Genomic DNA, 16,912 nt, shown 5'->3' on the forward strand with positions numbered 1-16,912 from the left:
GAGATGATGAGGTGGCCAGTGCCTGCCTTATGCATCGCTAAAAGTCTTTTCTACTCCGGCATGCGTATAACGCCGCCGTTTCGCTCCCAAAATTAGCCAGAAAACCGCGAAAGCCGATACCTGCTTACCTTCGCCCCGCCAACCTGCCCTCACGCTGCTCCCTGCCGTACCTATGCGCCTGCTCGTTATCACCTATTACTGGCCGCCTTCCGGGGGCGCGGGCGTGCAGCGGACGTTGAAATTCGTGAAGTACCTGCCCAGCCTGGGCGTAGACTGCACCGTGATAACCGTGGACCCCGAGCGGGGCGCGTATCCGGTGCTGGATGCCTCGCTGGCGGCGGAAGTGCCGGCCGCCGTGCGGGTCATCCGCACGGGCACCACCGAGCCCTTTGGCAGCTATCAGAAGCTTACCGGCCGCAAGCAGATTCCGTACGGCGGCTTCGCCAACGAGAGCAAAACCAGCTTTCAGCAGCAGTTTTTCAAATTCGTGCGCGGCAACGTGTTCATTCCGGACCCGCGCCGGGGCTGGAACGCGCATGTGCTGCGGGCCTGCGAGGCGCTGTTTGCCGCCGGCGAGCGGTTCGATGCCGTGCTCACCAGCAGCCCGCCGCACTCCACCCAGCTCATCGGGCTGGCGCTCAAAAAACGCTACGGCCTGCGCTGGCTGGCCGATATGCGCGACCCCTGGACGAATATTTACTACGCCAAAGAGCTGAACCAGACCGCCGCCGCCCGCTGGCTCGATGCCCGCTACGAGCGCCAGGTGCTGGAGCAGGCCGATGAAGTGCTGGTGACCAGCCCCGATACCAAGCGGCTGTTTCTGGGCAAATCGGCGAAGCTGACCGATGCCAAGTTCCACGTGCTGCCCAACGGCTACGACGAAAGCGACTTTCGGGAGCCCTCGGCCCCGCCCACCGATGCGCTGCTGATTACGCACACGGGCACCATTTCGGAAATTTACCACATCGAGCTGTTTCTGGCCGCCTGCGGCGAATGCGCCCGCCGCCACCCCGACGTGAACCTGCGCCTGCGCTTCGTGGGCAAGGTATCGCAGGGCGTGCAGGAGCTAATTCGGGACCACGAGCTGCAGGAGCGCACCGAGCTGATTCCCTTCGTGCCGCATGATGAGTCGGTGGGCTACCTGCTGCGCTCTACGGTGCTGCTCATGGCCATTCCGGATGTCGACCATAACTTCGGCATTCTACCGGGCAAAGTATTTGAGTATCTGGCCGCTAACAAACCCATTGTTTGCATCGGTCCGGTGGGCTCCGATGCCGATACGCTGCTGGAAGAGTGCGGCGCGGGCCGGGCCTTCCCCTACGTGGCCTTCGGCGACATGCTCGAATATTTGGAAACCCAGGTAGCGGCCTGGCGCATCAATCCCAACCTGGATTTGCCGCCCCTGAACCACGCCCGCTACTCCCGTCGCTCCCTCACCGAGCGCCTCGTGCGGCTGATTCCGCGCCCCTGAGCAGCACACTGGCCATTCTACCGCAGCTTCTGCCACGCGCCGCGCAGCTTACCGGGCACGCGGCTGGCTAGGCGGGCCCGAAAATCGGCCCAGGCGGAGCGCGGGAGCTGGCGGCCGTGCCAGGCGCTGAGCGCCTCGGCCACGCGCTGCGCCAGGGTGCGGTAGTGCGGGCGCTGGTAGTGGCGCAGGTTGTTGGTCACGTCGGCGGGCGTGCGGATGAAGTCGCGCACGTCGATGAGAAAGCAGTTTTCGGCCGTGGCCACGAATTCCTGCAGGACCGCGTTCATGGCGGCCTGCCGCCGCGCCGCGCCGGTTTCGCCGGAGCCGGGCACGTCTATTTCGGCTCCATTCAGGAAAAAAACAGGAATCTGAGCGGGAAGCTGGGCCCGGAGCCAGCGCAGGTTATTCTGAAAATCGGTGGGTAAAATCTGGCCTTCGCAGGTGAATTCCTGCTGAAAGCGGCGCAGAAAATCCTCATCCAGCCCCCGAAAACGCCGCTGGGCGTAGGCGGCGGCCTGCGCGGCCGGGTCCACGGTGGTCAGGTCTTGGTAGCCGCCGAAGGGGATGGCGAGGCCGGTGGCTTTTTCGCGGTACAACTCCTGAGTGTAGTCCATGAGTGGGCTGTAAACCAGGGCATCAAAATCGGCATTCCAGAGCCGGGTATCAAAGGCTTCGCGGCCTAGAAACGGCAGCTTTTCGGCCAGCCGCTGCTGCTCGGCGGCCGGCAACTCGCGGCCCAGGCGCAGCAGCGCCGTGTGCTCGACGTGAACCGGAATCTGGTTTTCGTTCACGAAGTTGAACTCCTCGACAACCTCCAGCTGGAAGGCCTGCAGAAACGGCGTGAGCTGGCCCAAATCGCAGCCGCCCTTGAGCAACACGCGCAGCCGGGGCTGGCTTTCCTTACTCTCTGCCGCACCAGGCGGCGGAGCGGCGGCCGTTTCCGGGGTGGAATCAGTGGCTGTCTGCACCGCAATCCAGTCCGGAATATCGGTGGTATTCAGCGCGGTGGCCACTTCGCCCTGCACCTGCAGCGCCGGAAAGCCCAGCCGGGCGTAGGTGAACTGCTCGATGCCCAGGTGCAGAATGCGGCACGAAAACACGAGCTGGGTGAGGCGGTTTTCCGGCTGGTTCAGGCAGTACACGCCCACCAGGCCGTAGTCGCCAAACCGGTCGTGCACGCGCACGGTGCCCCAGCGCTGGTTTTCGTCTTGCAGGCCGGCCACCAGCGCCGCCTTAGTGACGCGCTGCTTGGTGAAATTGAGCTGGTTGGAGCGGTTAATCAGCTCTTCGATGCGGTCCAGATCGAGCGCTACGGCCGTGCCCTCGCGGAATTCGACTCGCACCTGCGAGTCGCGCAGAAAGGCGAGGTTGTCGTGGTAGGCGGCGCGGGCCTGCTGCTGGCGCTCCAGCAATTTGTACTGCTCCAGGCGGCTCAGCGTGGGGTCGGGCTTGCCCAGGGCGCGGAGCTGTGGGGACAGCACGGGCAGGTCGGCGGGGTCGGCCACCTGCAGCTTAGGGTTGTAGAACAGCGCCTCGGCGCGGTTGATGGGGTTATCGTCGAGAAACAGGGCGTTGGGAGCCCGCAGCTGCATACTTTCCAGCAACTCCTTAATAATAGGCCCTTTGGGCTGCCAGCTGATCCGGGGAAACACGAACAGCTCGCGGATGCCCAGCTCCTGCAATTTGGCCTCGGCGGCGGCGAAGTCGTTTTTGGAAACGATGGTATGCACAATGCCCCGCGCGGCCGTGTCGCGCACCAGGGCCAGGTTGTCGGCCAGCGCCTCTACGGCTCCTTCCGAGAGCGTACCGCGCCAGAATGTATCATCCAGGTCCCAAATGACGACTTTGATCGGTTGGGAAAAAGCAAAATCATCTGTCATGCTGAGGAATGAAGCATCTCTACCGCAATAGCACTTAAACAAGCCGGCAACGATGCGGTAGAGATGCTTCGTTCCTCAGCATGACAAACCCGGAAAAAGCGTCAGCGCCACAAAAGTACGGAAGCTCGACCCGGAATGCCTACTTTTGCGCTTTGCCCGCCGGGCACTCCCGGCCCTCCTTCCTTCTATGGCCCTCGACTTAAATCACAAATCCATTCTGGTAACCGGCGGCACCGGCTCTTTCGGCAAGCAGTTCGTGGCTACCGTTTTCGAGAAATTCCCCGACGTGAAGCGCCTAGTGGTGTTTTCCCGCGACGAGCTGAAGCAGTACGAAATGTCACAGACGTTTCCGCACGACAAGTTTCCCGCCATCCGCTACTTCATCGGCGACGTGCGCGACGCGGAGCGCCTGAAGCGGGCCTGCGAGGGCATCGACGTGATTGTGCACGCCGCCGCCCTCAAGCAGGTGCCCGCCGCCGAGTACAACCCAATGGAGTGCATCAAAACCAACATTTTCGGGGCCGAAAACGTGATAAACGCCGCCCTGGACTGCGGCGTGAAGGACGTGGTGGCGCTGAGCACCGACAAAGCCGCCGCGCCCATCAACCTGTATGGCGCCACCAAGCTGTGCTCGGACAAGCTGTTTGTGGCGGCCAACAACATGAAGGGTGGGCGCGATTTGCGCTTTTCGGTGGTGCGCTACGGCAACGTAATCGGCTCGCGCGGGTCGGTGGTGCCGTTTTTCCTGCAGCGCCGCCACACCGGCGTGCTGCCCATCACCCACCCCGACATGACGCGCTTCAACATCTCGCTCGAAGAGGGCGTGGACCTGGTGCTGTATGCGCTGGAACACGCCTGGGGCGGCGAGATTTACGTGCCCAAGATTCCGTCGTATAAAATCACGGAGGTGGCCGCGGCCATCGGGCCAAACTGCCGGCAGGAAATTGTGGGCATCCGGCCCGGCGAGAAGCTGCACGAGGAAATGATAACCGAAACCGATGCGCTGAGCACCGTGGAGCTGGACAAGTACTACGTGATTCTGCCCTTCACCCCGCGCTGGAACGTGGATGATTTTATCCGCCACTTCAACGGCAAGCGCGTCGCCGACGGCTTCCACTACAACTCGGCCAACAACGACGACTGGCTATCGGCTGAGCAGATCCGGGAAGAAATTCGCCTGCACGTAGATGCCGAGTTTAAGATCTGAGTCCTGAGTAAATCAGCTTAACTCAACCTAAAAAAAGCCTTTTATGCCTTGGAAAAGGCTTTTTTATTATCCGGTGTACTTACGCCGTTCGCCGCGTGCGCAGCCGCCGGTTCATGGTGCCCAGCCGGCTCAAAACCTGCACTACGTAAACGCCTTCCAGCAGCCCCGCCAAGGACAACGACAGCGCATCGGTAGCCCTGGGCGACAATCGGTACTCCTGCACTACCTCGCCGGCCGTGTTGTAGAGATGCACCACCACGCCCTTGCGGGTCATGGCCTCGGGCAGCGCAATCCAGGGCTGCGGGGCCGGCGGGCGGGCAGCGGCCAGCGCCGGGCGGGCGGTAAACAGCAGCGAAAACCGATTGGGCCGGGCCGGGCCGCTGACAGTGAACGAGTAGGCCCGCTGCTCCCGCAGATTGATTCTGGCCCCGGTTTCGGCATCGAGCAGATAGGCGTCGGAGCCGGGCGGCAGGTTGAGCAGCTGCGCCGCCCGAAGCGTATAGCGGCCGGCCCGCACACTGAGCCGCAGCGGCACCGGCCGCGCCTGCGCCCCCAGCAGCGGCAGAGCCTGAATGGCCAGCTCGGCGGCCCCCACGGGCACCACCAGCTGTGAGCCGGGGCGGGCGGCGGGGGCATAGGCATCGAAGGCGGGGTCGAAGGCGGGCGTGGCTCCGGCTTCGAAGTAAACGGCCACCTGGGTGATTTCGGCGGGGCTCTGCAGGGCCAGCCGGAGCAGCGCGCGGGTTTCGGCGGCATCGGGCGCGACGGCGGGGGCGGTCAGGCGGGCGGCATTGGTGAACGTGAGTCGGCCCGTGGTGCCCACCTGGGTGGTATGCACGAAAAAGGCCTGCCCCAGCGCAATTACGTTGGAGCCGCCGTTCACACTCACGCCCCGCACGAAGCTGGCGTAGTGCCCCGCATACGGCCCCGAAGGCTGCCACGCATACACGGCGGCATCGAGGCCCGCGGCACCCATCAGGGTTTTGTCCCAGGCCAGCGGCGACGGATACGGATTGCCCACCAGCCACCACCCCGATTGCGGGGTGGCGGTGCGAACAGGGCCAGATATGCTGTAAGGGCCGTTGTGCAGCTCGCCGGTAAAGCTCAGTAGCGGGGCAGCCGTTTCAATCGAATAGCCCATGCCGCTCTCCAGCGGGGTGGCCGGCCCGGCTTCGGCTCCGGCAGGCAAACCGGCGGCGCTGACGGTCGGAGCCGGGGTAGCTACGCTGGCCAGCGTGGGCCGACGTACCGGCGCGGCTATGAGTTGCCTTAATGATGTGCCCTTCAGGGTTGGGCCGAGGTAGCGCTGCACCGTCACCGGGCCCGTTGCGATACCATCTTCGTTGACCACCAGGGCGGAGCCGTGCTCGTCGGCAAGCAGGGTAAGCGGGTGGCCGTTGGTGTTGAGGTTGCCCTGCAGCGTGAGCACGCGCCGCACCTGCACGGGGCCCGTGAGCAGCAAAGTGGCCCCGCGCCCCACTGTCAGACTACTGATGCTCAACTGACTACCACCGATGTAATGACTGCCAGCACTGGCACTGACCAGCGTGCCGGTGCCTACCACCGTGCCCTGGTTGACCAGGTTGCCCAGCAGGGTCAGCTGCCCATCGTTGGTGAAGCTGGCCCCAGTCTGCACGGTAATATTGCGCACGGTGGCATTGATACTGAGCACCGGCATTCGGGCGGGACCGGACGGAATGAGGACGTCATCAGTAGCAGCCGGCACCATTCCCTTGCTCCAGTTGGCCGCCTCGCTAAAAGCGGCGCTTACGGCCCCCGTCCAGCGGTTGGCGGGAAAGGCGTTGGGGAAGTTGGGTAGGCCTAGCTGACTAACATTGTCTGCCAGACTAACTCCTTCGTTCCGATAAGAACAGGCTGCTGCCAAGGCATCTGGCACATCTATTACGCCCAAAAAATGGCTATTGAAGAGCGCTACATATATCTTGTTATCCGGGCCGCGCTGCAGTGCGCCCGCGTAGCCATAGCCGACACTAGTACCAATACTGACAGCCGAAGCGGCAATAGCGGCCTCGTTACCGGCGGCGAGGTTGAACTGATAAATCTGGTTGCCATTCAGCGTGGAGCCGTACAGCTTCGATCCATCGGCGGAGAACTCCACCCCGTAGCTGCGATAAAACTGTGGCAGGGCAATCCGGTTGGAAAGCTGCCCTGTCGCGTTATCGAAATCATATAGCTCAAAATTGCTGTCGCGCTTGGATATAGCCAGCTTGCTACCATCGGGGGACGCCTTTATAAAGCCCACCCCATTGGCATTGCCAAACGCTCCGCTCCCGCCTTTGTGTACCGGGCCGATGCTGGTTACGACCGGCGTGGCATCTATTCCCGTGGCCGTGACGTGATAGGCGTAGAAGTTGTTGGTTTCCCAACCGTGAACTACGACCCAGTAATCCTGCGCGTTGGCATGACGGATGGCTGTCACGCTTTCGGTGAGGGGAACAGTAGAGAGTTGGTTACCGCGTGAAATGACCTCACCCAATCCCTTCTGGCGGGTCATATCGACAGTAACGAAGCGGAGGCCGCCGGTCAGCCGGTTGTCGCACCCATCCACGACGAAGATAAAATACTGCCGACTGTTGCCCGGATGCCGTACGATAACCGCGCCTTGGGCAGCCGATTCATGGCCGCCAATGTTGAGACCATTCAGCATGGGCTGATGCCTGCGGGTCCAAATATCGACGCTGTTCGTATAAAATTCCAGCTTACCGGCCGCATCCGAAACGGTGGCCGCAGCCTCGTAGCCTACACGGGCTCCTCCCGACAGCAGCGTGGGTGCACCATTGAGGAAGCTCACTCCGGCATTGCTACCAAAAAACCAATTCTGCGCCGGCTGTTGCGCCGAGACGCTCAGCGTAATCAGGCAAAACCAGAAAGTAAACCATTGCCTCATACGCCTGAATCTGCAGTTTCCGGCTCAACTACTCGCAGCCCGCTGTAGGCTCACCCAAAGCTAATGGGATTCCGGCAGGTTCGCTAATAAAGGCATGAGACAGTTATATGAAAGCGGTGAACAGCGTCAGTCGGGTAGTCAATGTAGCCTTATCCGGAAGTAAACACAGTTGGACACTATTTACAATCAGCTCTTTAGCTATTTTCCCCAGAAGTCACCAAGAGGAAGGGCAGTCTGCGGGCTGCCCTTCCTCTTGGTGACTTCTGGGAAACAGACCTTATTCTACAATCAGCTTTTTGTTTACCGTTCCTGCTTGCCCAGCGATTTGCACCGTATATGCGCCCTTTGCTAGGGCCGGAAGTGGCAGCGCAAGCGGATCTGCCTGCAGTTGAGCCGCAGTCATGCGATAGTGCGCTACAGTAGTTCCCAGAGCATCCAGCAGGGTAACGATGACCGTCTGCTGGCGCAAGGGCACGGGCAGGCTCACTAGCAGCTTGTTACTGCCCTGGGTTGGGTTGGGATACAAGGCCGTCTGAACGCTCAACGGCGCCGAAGCCGTACCCAAAACGGTAGCACCGAAAGCATTGGGGAAATTAGGCAGCCCCAACTGGCTTAGTCGGCCCCCTAGCGATGGACCGGTGCTGTTGTAGGCGCAAGCCGTACCCAGCGTATTAGGAGAGGCAATCATGCCCAAGTAGCTGCTGTTATGCAGGGCAACGTAGATTTTACCATCCGGTCCGAGCTGCAAAGCGCCGGCATACATTGAAAAGGAAGGCGTGGTGCCTACCTGAGTGGCAGAGGCCGCAATAGCGGCAGCACTGCCCGCCAGCAGGTTGAACTGGTAGATTTTATTGCCATCCAGCGTGGTGCCGTACAGTCGGGATCCGTCGGGCGAAAACTCGACCCCATAGCTGCGGTAGTCCTGAGTAAGGGGCACGAAATTCGACAGCTGTCCGGTGGCATTGTTGAAATCAAAAAGCTCAAACCGGCTATCCCGTTGGGCCAGCGCGAGCTTGTTACCGACCGGCGATGCTTTCATATATCCCACGGCGTTGGCATTGCCGAAAGAGCCGCCACCACCCGTATGAATCGAGCCGATGTTGGTTATGACTGGCGTCGTGCTGACCCCTGCCGGGGACACCAGATAAGCCAGAAAGGCATCCGTCTGCCACCCGTGAACCAGCACCCAGGTGTCGCGCCCGTTAGCATGGCGTACGGCGGTCAGCTTTTCTGTCAGTGAAACGGTAGAAAGTTGGTTAGCGCGGGACGTGACGCTACCGAGCCCACCCTGCTGCGTCATATCGACCACGGAGTATTTGAGCCCGCCGACCAATTGGTTGTCACACCCATCAACGGCAAATACAAAGTACTGCGAAGCGCTGCCCGGCCGGCGCACAATAACGGCCCCCTGGGTAGCTGACTCGTGGCCGCCAATGGTCTGACCATTGGTCATCAACTGGTGGTTCCGGTTCCAGATATTGACGCAGTTGGTGTAGAACAACAAGTTACCAGCCGGGTCCGACACGGAAGCAGCCGCCTCATACGTGACCATGCTACTGCCCGCCAAAGCCACAGGACTGGCACCTGCGAAGCTCAGGGCAGCGTTGTTGCCAAAAAACCAGTTCCGGCTTTCGTGTTGCGCGTAGATCGGTCCTTGGACCAAGCACAATAGGGCGGCAAGAGAAGTGAGGATTTTTTTCATGCTATTGCGTTAACAAGGTTAGGTATTGATGCCGGTTCGATTTCCCTGGTAGTTTACCCTAATTATTACGACGATAAAGGTAACAGTCTGCTGAACAATAGCAACCTGCACAAGCTGCTTGGCAGCCGACAAGAGTCTCCAAGCCGCGTCTTGCTTGTTGCTGGTTGCAGCAGACAGCTTGCCTATCTTTGCATGCTTCCCGCATAGCTGCACCGCTATGCCTCTGCGTTCATTCATAGCGTTTGTTCCATGCCCTTTCAGCCCGTCACTGCCATTCCCTACGGCCGCCAGCGTATTACTGAGGAAGATATTGAGGCTGTGGCCGCTACGCTGCGCTCTGATTTTCTGACGCAGGGGCCGAAGGTGGCCGAATTTGAGGAGAAGTTCGCGGCGTATATCGGCGCGAAGTATGCTGTGGCCGTCAGCAACGGGACAGCGGCGCTGCACCTGTGTGCGCTGGCCCTGAACGTGCAGCCCGGGCAGCGCGTGATTACCACGCCCATCACCTTCGCTGCCTCCGCCAACTGCGTGCGCTACTGCGGTGGCGAGGTGCATTTCGCCGACATCGACCCGACTACGGCCCTGATTGACCTGCGGCTGGTGCGAAAGCTACTCGAAAGCCACCCAAAAGGCTATTTCCACGGCCTGATTCCGGTTGACTTTGCCGGCCTGCCGGTAAACCTGGAGGAGGCCCGGCAACTGGCCGATGAGTTTGGGCTCTGGATTATTGAAGATGCCTGCCATGCCCCCGGCGGCTTCTTCCGGGACAGCACGGGCCGGGAGCAGCGCTGCGGCAACGGGCAGCTGGCCGACCTGGCCATTTTCTCATTTCACCCCGTCAAGCACATTGCCACCGGCGAGGGCGGCATGATTACGACCAACCGCGCCGACCTGTACGAGCAACTGCTGGTGTTGCGCACCCACGGCATCACGAAAGATCCCGCCAAAATGCACCGCCACGACGGCGGCTGGTACATGGAAATGCAGACGCTGGGCTACAACTACCGCATTTCCGACATCCTAACGGCCCTCGGCATCAGCCAGCTGGCGCGGGCCGATGCGGGGCTGACCCGCCGCCGGCAGCTGGCCGCCCGCTACGATGCCACCTTTGCCAGCGTGCCCGCCGTGCGCCCGCTGGCCGCCGCGCCGGGCCATGCCTACCACCTCTACGTGATTCAGGTAGCCGACCGCAAAGGGCTCTATGATTTCCTGCGCACCAGGCAGATTTTTGCCCAGGTGCATTACATTCCGGTGCATACCATGCCCTATTACCAGGAGTTGGGCTGGCAGCTGGGCGACTTTCCGCAGGCGGAGGCCTACTACGACCACTGCCTGAGCATCCCGCTGTTCCCGGCCCTCACCGACGAGGAGCAGCAGTACGTGATTGACTGCATCGTGGAATTCGTGGGGGCATGAGTACGGCCGGCATCATCACCCAGGCCCGCATGGGCAGCACGCGGCTGCCCGGCAAAGTGCTGCTCACGGCCCGCGGCCACAGTATGCTCCACTACCACGTAGCACGGCTGCAAGCCAGTGGCCTGCCGATTTTTATTGCCACTACCACCCAACCCGCCGATGAGGCCATTGCGCAGTGGGCCGCGCAGCACGGCATTCCGTGCCACCGCGGCGACGTGGACGACGTGCTGAGTCGCTACCACGAAACAGCCCGGAAGTTCGGGCTCGATACCATCGTGCGCGTCACCTCCGACTGCCCCTTGCTCGATGGCCCGCTCATTGGCAGCACGGTGGCCGAGTATCAGGCCGCCCACAATCCGCAGCTCTACATCTCCAACGGGCTGCAGCGCACCTACCCGCGCGGGCTTGATTTCGAGGTATTTTCCCGACAGCTCCTGGAGGAAGCCCAGCGCTATGCCACCAGCCTCTCCGACCGCGAGCATGTGACGCCCTACCTGCATCAGAACCGCTCGGGCCGGGTGGAAATCCGGCAGGTGGTGCGCACGCCCGATGCCAGCCGCTACCGCCTCACGCTGGATACGGCTCCGGATTTTGAGCTGCTGCGGGTTCTTTTCGAGCAGTATCAGGCCGATACGCTTTCGACCGATGAGCTGATTGCGCTGCTTGACCGCCATCCCGAACTGGTGGCCCTCAATGCCGAAATCGAGCAGCAGAAGTACGATTTCACCCGGTAAGTCGTGGCCACTACTCCCGCTGCCAGCGCCCCGGCGCGTATCATTTTCCGGGCCGATGGCAACGCTACCATCGGCCTGGGCCACCTAGTCCGGTCGTTGGCGCTGGCCGATATGGTGCGGCCTCTCGCCGAGTGCCGGGCCGCCGTGCAGGCCCCCGCGCCGGCCGTGCGCCAGCTGGTGCGCGAAGCCGGGGTGGCGCTGTGGGAATTGCCGGTGCTGGAGCCGGCCGCCGAGGCTCCGCTGCTGGCTGCCCAGCTGTGCCCCACCGATGTGGTAGTGCTCGACGGCTACGGGTTCGACACCGGCTATCAGCAAACCCTGGCCGCCAGCGGCTGCCGGCTGGTGGCCATTGATGATCTGCGGGCCTGGCCGATGGCGGTGGAGTTGGTCATCAACCACTCGCCGGGCGTGACGGCGACTCAGTACCGGGCCGCGCCCGGCACCCGCTTTTGCCTCGGCCCCGACTACTCGCTGCTGCGGCCCCCTTTTCTGACCCAGGCCCGCCCGCCCGCGCCGCCCGCGCCCATCGCCAGCGTGCTGCTATGCTTCGGCGGGGCCGACCCGCAGCAGCTCACCCAGCGCTGCCTGGCTTTGCTGCTGGCGCTGCCCGCCCTGCGGGAAGTGGGCGTGATTACGGGCGGCGCGTTCCCGCACTCCGACGCTTTGCAGACGCTGGCGGCGGCTTCCCCAACCAAAACGGTGCGCTTTTATGCCAATGTGGCCGCCGACGAGATAGTGGCGCTGCTGCACCAGTACCAGGCCGTTGTCTGCCCGGCCAGCACCATTCTCATCGAAAGCCTGGTGCTGGGCAAAGCGGCTCTGACGGGCTACTACGCTGATAATCAGCGGCACCTGGCCGCGTATGTGCAGGAGCACCAACAGGCTTATTCGCTCGGCGACTTCACGGCGCTGTCTGAGGTGGCGCTGCAGCAGGCCCTCGTTCAGGGCCTGGAGTGGCTGGCGCGTGAGCCGCGGCAGCCCTACGCCCCGCACCTGGCCCCCGAGCAGCTGCGGGCCGAGTTTCGCCGCCTACTGCCGGCCTGATTAAGGCCGCGAACAACGGCTTGGCCCGCCGGTGGGCGAACCCCAAAAACCCCTCTATCTTTACGGGTATGGAACAAACCGACCTGATTCATCTCCGCAAGCCCTACGCTTCCGAGCGCCTGGAGCTGCGCAGCCTCAAGCCCTCCGACTTGGATGAGTCGTTTCTGAGCTGGTTTCAGGATGAGGAGCTGATGCGCTTCTATACCAACTCCCGCCAGACTCACACCCGCGAGTCGCTGCTGGCCAACATCACCCAAGGCATTGAGGCCGGCACCAGCTACGTTTTCGCCATCGTGGACCGGGCCAGCCAAGCCTGCATCGGCACCATCAAGCTCGGCCCTATCAACCACGACCACAAGATTTCGGACCTGGTAGTGCTCATCGGCGACCGGCGCTTTCATGGGCAGGGGCTGGCCGTGGATGCCATTCGGCTGGGCAATGCCATTGCCTTCGAGGAGTTTGGCATCCGGAAGCTGTTTGGGGGCATGTTTGAAACCAACCAAAGTTCCTATAAGGCCTACACCCGCGCCGGCTGGGTGGAGGAAGGCCGCCTGAAAGGCCACTATCTGGTTGATGACCAGCCCGTAGACCGCCTGCTGGTGGCCTGCTTCAACCCGACTTTCTTTCCCGAATACGCTTAACATCCCTCTTGCCTTATGGCTACTCACGCTATTGGCGGCCGCCTCATTGGCCCCGACCAGCCGCCCTTCATTATTGCCGAGCTTAGCGGCAACCACAACCAGGATCTGAGCCGCGGGCTGGCCATTGTGGATGCCATGGCCGCCGCCGGGGCGCACGCCATTAAGCTGCAAACCTACACCGCCGATACGATGACGCTGCCCGGCGTGCACCGTATCGAAGACCCGAACTCGCTCTGGTACGGCCGCGAGCTGCACGAGCTGTACCAGGAAGCCCATACGCCCTGGGAGTGGCATAAGCCGCTGTTTGACCGCGCTAAACAGCACGGGATGCTGGCTTTCAGCTCGCCCTTCGACGAAACGGCTGTGGACTTTCTGGAAACCCTAGACGTGCCGGTCTACAAGATTGCCTCGTTTGAGAATACCGACTGGCCCCTGCTGCGGCGCGTGGCCGCCACCGGCAAGCCCGTGATTATGAGCACCGGGGCCAGCACCCTGGCTGAAGTAGCCGAAGGCGTGGCCATTCTGCGCGAAGCCGGCTGCCGCGACCTGACGCTTCTTAAGTGCACCAGCACCTACCCCGCCACACCCCAGAACACCAACCTGCGCACTATTCCGCACCTGGCGCAGCTGTTCCCCGAGCACGTCATCGGCCTCTCCGACCACACGATGGGCGTGGGGGCCGCCGTGGCCGCCGTGGCACTGGGAGCCAGCGTGGTGGAAAAGCACGTTACGCTGCGCCGCGCCGATGGGGGCGTGGACTCGGCCTTTTCGCTGGAGCCCGAGGAAGTGGCCTTGCTGGTGACGGAAACCGAGCGGGCTTGGCAGTCGCTGGGGCACATTCAGTACGGCATTCAGCGAGCCGAGCAGAACAGCCGGCTCTACAAACGCTCGTTGTATGTGGCGAAGGATATTGCCGCCGGCCAGATATTCACGAAGGAAAACCTACGCGTAGTACGTCCCGGCGACGGTTTGCCCCCGCGCTACTACGAGCAGGTGCTGGGCAAGCCGGCCCGCCAGAATCTATCGGCCGGCCAGCCCCTGACCTGGGACGCCCTGTAGCCGATGGCCACCGAAGCCGCCTTCGTGGCCCGCATCCGTGACCAGCTCCAGTTGCGCTTCACGGCCCTGTTTTCGTCGTTGCCGGAGCCGGTGCTGGCCGCTATTTCGCCGCCGAACCCAGCGCGCCGCCTCGCCAAAATCCTCGGCTACGCGGTGGTGCGCCTCGTGGGCAACATATTCCAACCCATCCGCAACCCTGAGAACCTGCGCGGGGCGGTGTGGCTGTACGTGGTGAGTCAGAACAACTACGAGGCGCTACGCTTCATTCGCACGGCGCGGCCGGATAGCGTGCTGGTGGCGGGGCAGAGCAAGGAAATCGGGCGCTACAATGGAGCGGTGAACCGGCTTTCGCTCCGGCGCAAGCTGCTCTACTACTGGCAGTTTCCGCTGGTGCTTTTCGCGCTGCTGCGTACTGAGGGGCGGCGGGCCTGGCGGTTTTTCGATTTGATTTTTAACGCCGTGGGCTACTACGAGGTGTACCGGCGGGCCCTGCGCCACTACCGGCCCCGGGCCGTCGTTTTTGCCAACGACCACAACGACGACGCCCGGGCCCTGCTGCTGGCTTGCCGGGCCGAGGGTGTGCCCACGGCCTACGTGCAGCACGCCAGCGTGAGCACCAACTTTCCGCCCCTGGGTTTCGGTTTGAGCTTGCTCGAAGGTCAGGACGCGCTGGACAAATACCGGCAGTGCGGCCCCGTATCCGGCCGGGTGGAGTTGATCGGGATGCCCAAAGCCGATGCTTTTCTGGCCGAAAAAAACCAAAACCCGACCATCCGGCGCGTGGGCCTGGCCTGCAACGTGCTCGACGCTACGGACGCCATCGGGGCCGTGGTGGACCATTTATTCCAGGACTTCCCCGACCTCACCTTTACCTTCCGCCCTCACCCCTCCGACCGGCGCGACTTCGGCTTTCTGCGGCAAAAACACCCGCAGTTGCGCTTCTCCGACGCCCGCCGCCAGAACGTATTCGAGTTCCTGCGGGAGCAGGACGCGCTGATTGCCGCCGACACCAGCACCCATCTCGAAGCCACCCTGCTGAACCTGGTGAGCCTCTACTACCGCTTCGGCACCCACGTCATTGCCGACGACTACTACGGCTACGCCGCCCACGGCCTGGTAGACCGTGCCCACTCCCTGCCCGAGCTGACGGCCTTGCTGCGCCGCTACCAGCCCCGCAAGCCCGCCGACCACTACCGCCGCGCCGCCTACTACAACGCCACCCTGGGCACCCCTGACGAAGGCCACAGCCAGCAGCGGGCCGTGCGTTTGCTGACTGAGTGGCTGGAAAATGCCGCTGCCGGACGGGCGTAGGTTCCTGCAGAGGAGCGCGGAGGTTTCGCGGAGGTCCGCAGAGTCGTTCCAGAGGCCTTACTTTGCGGCTATGCAGCCGCCACCTCTCCCCACTGTCGTTCCCACTTCTGCTGAAGCCCGCCTGACGTACGTGTTGCGGCATTTTCGGCAGGCGTATGAGGCGGTGCCCCATGTCAGCATCGGCTACGCTGATACGCAGCCGCAGGTGGAAATCCGGATGGTGGACCATGGGTTTTTCGCGGCCGATGCCCCCTATCCGGCCGAGCCGAGCTGGCGGGAATGGGCCGGCCGGCGGCTGCCGGTGTTCTTTGATGACCAGCCGGAACGGCCGTTGCTGGAGCAGATGCCGGAAGGCCGCGCCCAGATCAATGCCGACTTGATTTCGGCGGCTTTTTACCTGCTCAGCGGCTGGCAGGAGTTTTATTCCGACGAGCGGGACCGGCACGGGCGCTTCCCCTACTCAGCCAGCGTGCAGCACCGCTACGGTTTTGTGGCGGTGCCGGTGGTTAATTACTATTTCGACATCCTGAAAACGGCGGTGGAACACGCCACCGGCCAGCAACTGCAGCCGCGCCGCTGGGCCGGCGGCGCGCCGTTCGCCACCTTCATTACCCACGATATCGACAACCTGCGCAGCGCTTGGAAACAGCCCGCTAAAGCGGCGCTACAGCGGCGCGACTTCATCGACTTTGGGCGGCAGCTGTGGCGGCATTTCACCCGGCCCGATGCCTGGGATAACCTAGCGCTGGTGCGGGAAACGGTAGCGGCCTACGGGGCCAAAAGCACGTTTTTCTTCCTGCCGGAGCACCGCAAAGCGGCCAACGGCACGCCGAATGCCGACTACCGGATTCACCGTATCTGGCCAAAAATAGCCGAAGCCATTCAGGAAGCTGAAGTAGGATTGCACGCTGGCCTGGGTGCTGCTTCACACGGAGGAAAGTTGAAAGAAGACTGGCTCAACATCCCTGTGTCGTGCAGCGGCATCCGGTTTCATTACCTGAGCTGGGAGCCGCGCATCACGCCTACTCTTCTCAGCATGAACGGCTTTACGCATGATTCTACCCTGGGCTTTGCCGAACACTTTGGCTTTCGCAATTCCTACTGCTTGCCGTTCTATCCCTTCAATTTTGCCGCTGATTCCTTCACCGTTAACCCACCGACTATACAGCTCTATTCACTTAAACCAGATGCTCCGGTATTCCACACACTGGGACCTAACAATTCCATTCAAACCTCGAAATTCCTCGAAATCCCGCTCAACGTGATGGATGCCACGTTGCACCACCCCAACTATCTGAGGCTAGCCCCCGATGAAATACTGCCGGCCCTCACGCCTATGTTCCAGGAAATCGAGCGGTTCGGGGGCGTGTGCACCATGCTCTGGCACAACGACCACTTCGACCCCGCCAACACGACCACCGGCCCGCGCCAGTTCGCCGAGCTGATGCGCTACCTTTGCAGCCGCAAAACGGCCTTCGTCAACGGCCAAGACATTTGTGAGATAATGAAATAGTGAGATGGTGAGTTGTCGTTTTATCA

The 16,912-nt window shown here is 62.2% G+C and carries 12 protein-coding genes; 9 read left to right on the top strand and 3 right to left on the bottom strand.

The genetic code is table 11. The features are described from left to right. Positions 1-172 precede the first annotated feature (172 nt). The gene (locus BUB62_RS06485; RefSeq protein ID WP_073107699.1) at positions 173-1,471 is read left to right on the top strand and encodes a glycosyltransferase family 4 protein; all 1,299 of its coding nucleotides are present in this window, start codon (positions 173-175) and stop codon (positions 1,469-1,471) included. Between the two features lie 17 nt (positions 1,472-1,488). Here BUB62_RS06485 and BUB62_RS06490 read toward each other — a convergent pair whose 3' ends face one another. After that, complete coding sequence (locus tag BUB62_RS06490) at positions 1,489-3,351, bottom strand: hypothetical protein (RefSeq protein ID WP_073107701.1); 1,863 nt, start codon at positions 3,349-3,351, stop codon at positions 1,489-1,491. 187 nt (positions 3,352-3,538) lie between these two features. Here BUB62_RS06490 and pseB point away from each other — a divergent pair, with 187 nt between their 5' ends. Next, positions 3,539-4,558, top strand: a complete 1,020-nt coding sequence (pseB, locus tag BUB62_RS06495) for a UDP-N-acetylglucosamine 4,6-dehydratase (inverting) (RefSeq protein ID WP_073107704.1) — start codon at positions 3,539-3,541, stop codon at positions 4,556-4,558. A gap of 79 nt (positions 4,559-4,637) precedes the next feature. Here the strand turns inward: pseB and BUB62_RS06500 are convergent, their stop codons facing one another. Together BUB62_RS06500 and BUB62_RS06505 are read right to left on the bottom strand one after the other, a co-directional pair. Then, positions 4,638-7,466 carry a YncE family protein gene (locus BUB62_RS06500; protein ID WP_143164057.1) on the bottom strand — a complete coding sequence of 943 codons (2,829 nt, stop codon included), beginning with the start codon at positions 7,464-7,466 and terminating at the stop codon, positions 4,638-4,640. A 277-nt stretch (positions 7,467-7,743) separates the two neighbouring features. Further along, complete coding sequence (locus tag BUB62_RS06505) at positions 7,744-9,168, bottom strand: T9SS type A sorting domain-containing protein (protein WP_073107708.1); 1,425 nt, start codon at positions 9,166-9,168, stop codon at positions 7,744-7,746. Positions 9,169-9,417: 249 nt separating this feature from the next. Here BUB62_RS06505 and pseC point away from each other — a divergent pair, with 249 nt between their 5' ends. The 7 genes from pseC to BUB62_RS06540 all read left to right on the top strand — a co-directional run bounded on the left by pseC (position 9,418) and on the right by BUB62_RS06540 (position 16,886). Further along, positions 9,418-10,584, top strand: coding sequence for a UDP-4-amino-4,6-dideoxy-N-acetyl-beta-L-altrosamine transaminase (pseC, locus tag BUB62_RS06510; protein WP_073107711.1), 1,167 nt, complete (start codon positions 9,418-9,420; stop codon positions 10,582-10,584). After that, entirely contained in the window at positions 10,581-11,318 is a 738-nt protein-coding gene (locus BUB62_RS06515; protein WP_073107714.1) for a cytidylyltransferase domain-containing protein, read from the top strand. Before pseC ends, BUB62_RS06515 begins: the two co-directional genes overlap by 4 nt. Before the next feature lie 3 nt (positions 11,319-11,321). Next, positions 11,322-12,362 (top strand): UDP-2,4-diacetamido-2,4,6-trideoxy-beta-L-altropyranose hydrolase, encoded by a 1,041-nt coding sequence (pseG, locus tag BUB62_RS06520; RefSeq protein ID WP_073107717.1) that lies wholly within the window; start codon positions 11,322-11,324, stop codon positions 12,360-12,362. A gap of 68 nt (positions 12,363-12,430) precedes the next feature. Then, complete coding sequence (locus BUB62_RS06525; protein ID WP_073107720.1) at positions 12,431-13,003, top strand: GNAT family N-acetyltransferase; 573 nt, start codon at positions 12,431-12,433, stop codon at positions 13,001-13,003. A gap of 15 nt (positions 13,004-13,018) precedes the next feature. Beyond that, on the top strand, positions 13,019-14,062 hold the full coding sequence (gene pseI, locus BUB62_RS06530; RefSeq protein WP_073107723.1) for a pseudaminic acid synthase: 1,044 nt from the start codon (positions 13,019-13,021) through the stop codon (positions 14,060-14,062). 3 nt (positions 14,063-14,065) lie between these two features. Beyond that, positions 14,066-15,373: a glycosyltransferase family protein gene (locus BUB62_RS06535; protein WP_073107725.1), complete on the top strand. Its 1,308-nt coding sequence runs from the start codon at positions 14,066-14,068 to the stop codon at positions 15,371-15,373. Positions 15,374-15,443: 70 nt separating this feature from the next. Continuing rightward, a complete protein-coding gene (locus BUB62_RS06540; RefSeq protein ID WP_143164058.1) occupies positions 15,444-16,886 on the top strand; it encodes a DUF7033 domain-containing protein in 1,443 nt (480 codons plus the stop codon). Positions 16,887-16,912 lie beyond the last annotated feature (26 nt).

The sequence above is a fragment of the Hymenobacter daecheongensis DSM 21074 genome (assembly GCF_900141805.1).
Classification (GTDB): Bacteria; Bacteroidota; Bacteroidia; order Cytophagales; family Hymenobacteraceae; genus Hymenobacter; species Hymenobacter daecheongensis.

Excerpts from the sequence above, each read along its gene's own strand:
- BUB62_RS06485 (WP_073107699.1), top strand. The coding sequence starts at position 173 with ATGCGCCTGCTCGTTATCACCTATTACTGGCCGCCTTCCGGGGGCGCG.
- BUB62_RS06490 (WP_073107701.1), bottom strand. The coding sequence starts at position 3,351 with ATGACAGATGATTTTGCTTTTTCCCAACCGATCAAAGTCGTCATTTGG.
- pseB (WP_073107704.1), top strand. The coding sequence starts at position 3,539 with ATGGCCCTCGACTTAAATCACAAATCCATTCTGGTAACCGGCGGCACC.
- BUB62_RS06500 (WP_143164057.1), bottom strand. The coding sequence starts at position 7,466 with ATGAGGCAATGGTTTACTTTCTGGTTTTGCCTGATTACGCTGAGCGTC.
- BUB62_RS06505 (WP_073107708.1), bottom strand. The coding sequence starts at position 9,168 with ATGAAAAAAATCCTCACTTCTCTTGCCGCCCTATTGTGCTTGGTCCAA.
- pseC (WP_073107711.1), top strand. The coding sequence starts at position 9,418 with ATGCCCTTTCAGCCCGTCACTGCCATTCCCTACGGCCGCCAGCGTATT.
- BUB62_RS06515 (WP_073107714.1), top strand. The coding sequence starts at position 10,581 with ATGAGTACGGCCGGCATCATCACCCAGGCCCGCATGGGCAGCACGCGG.
- BUB62_RS06525 (WP_073107720.1), top strand. The coding sequence starts at position 12,431 with ATGGAACAAACCGACCTGATTCATCTCCGCAAGCCCTACGCTTCCGAG.
- pseI (WP_073107723.1), top strand. The coding sequence starts at position 13,019 with ATGGCTACTCACGCTATTGGCGGCCGCCTCATTGGCCCCGACCAGCCG.
- BUB62_RS06535 (WP_073107725.1), top strand. The coding sequence starts at position 14,066 with ATGGCCACCGAAGCCGCCTTCGTGGCCCGCATCCGTGACCAGCTCCAG.
- BUB62_RS06540 (WP_143164058.1), top strand. The coding sequence starts at position 15,444 with ATGCAGCCGCCACCTCTCCCCACTGTCGTTCCCACTTCTGCTGAAGCC.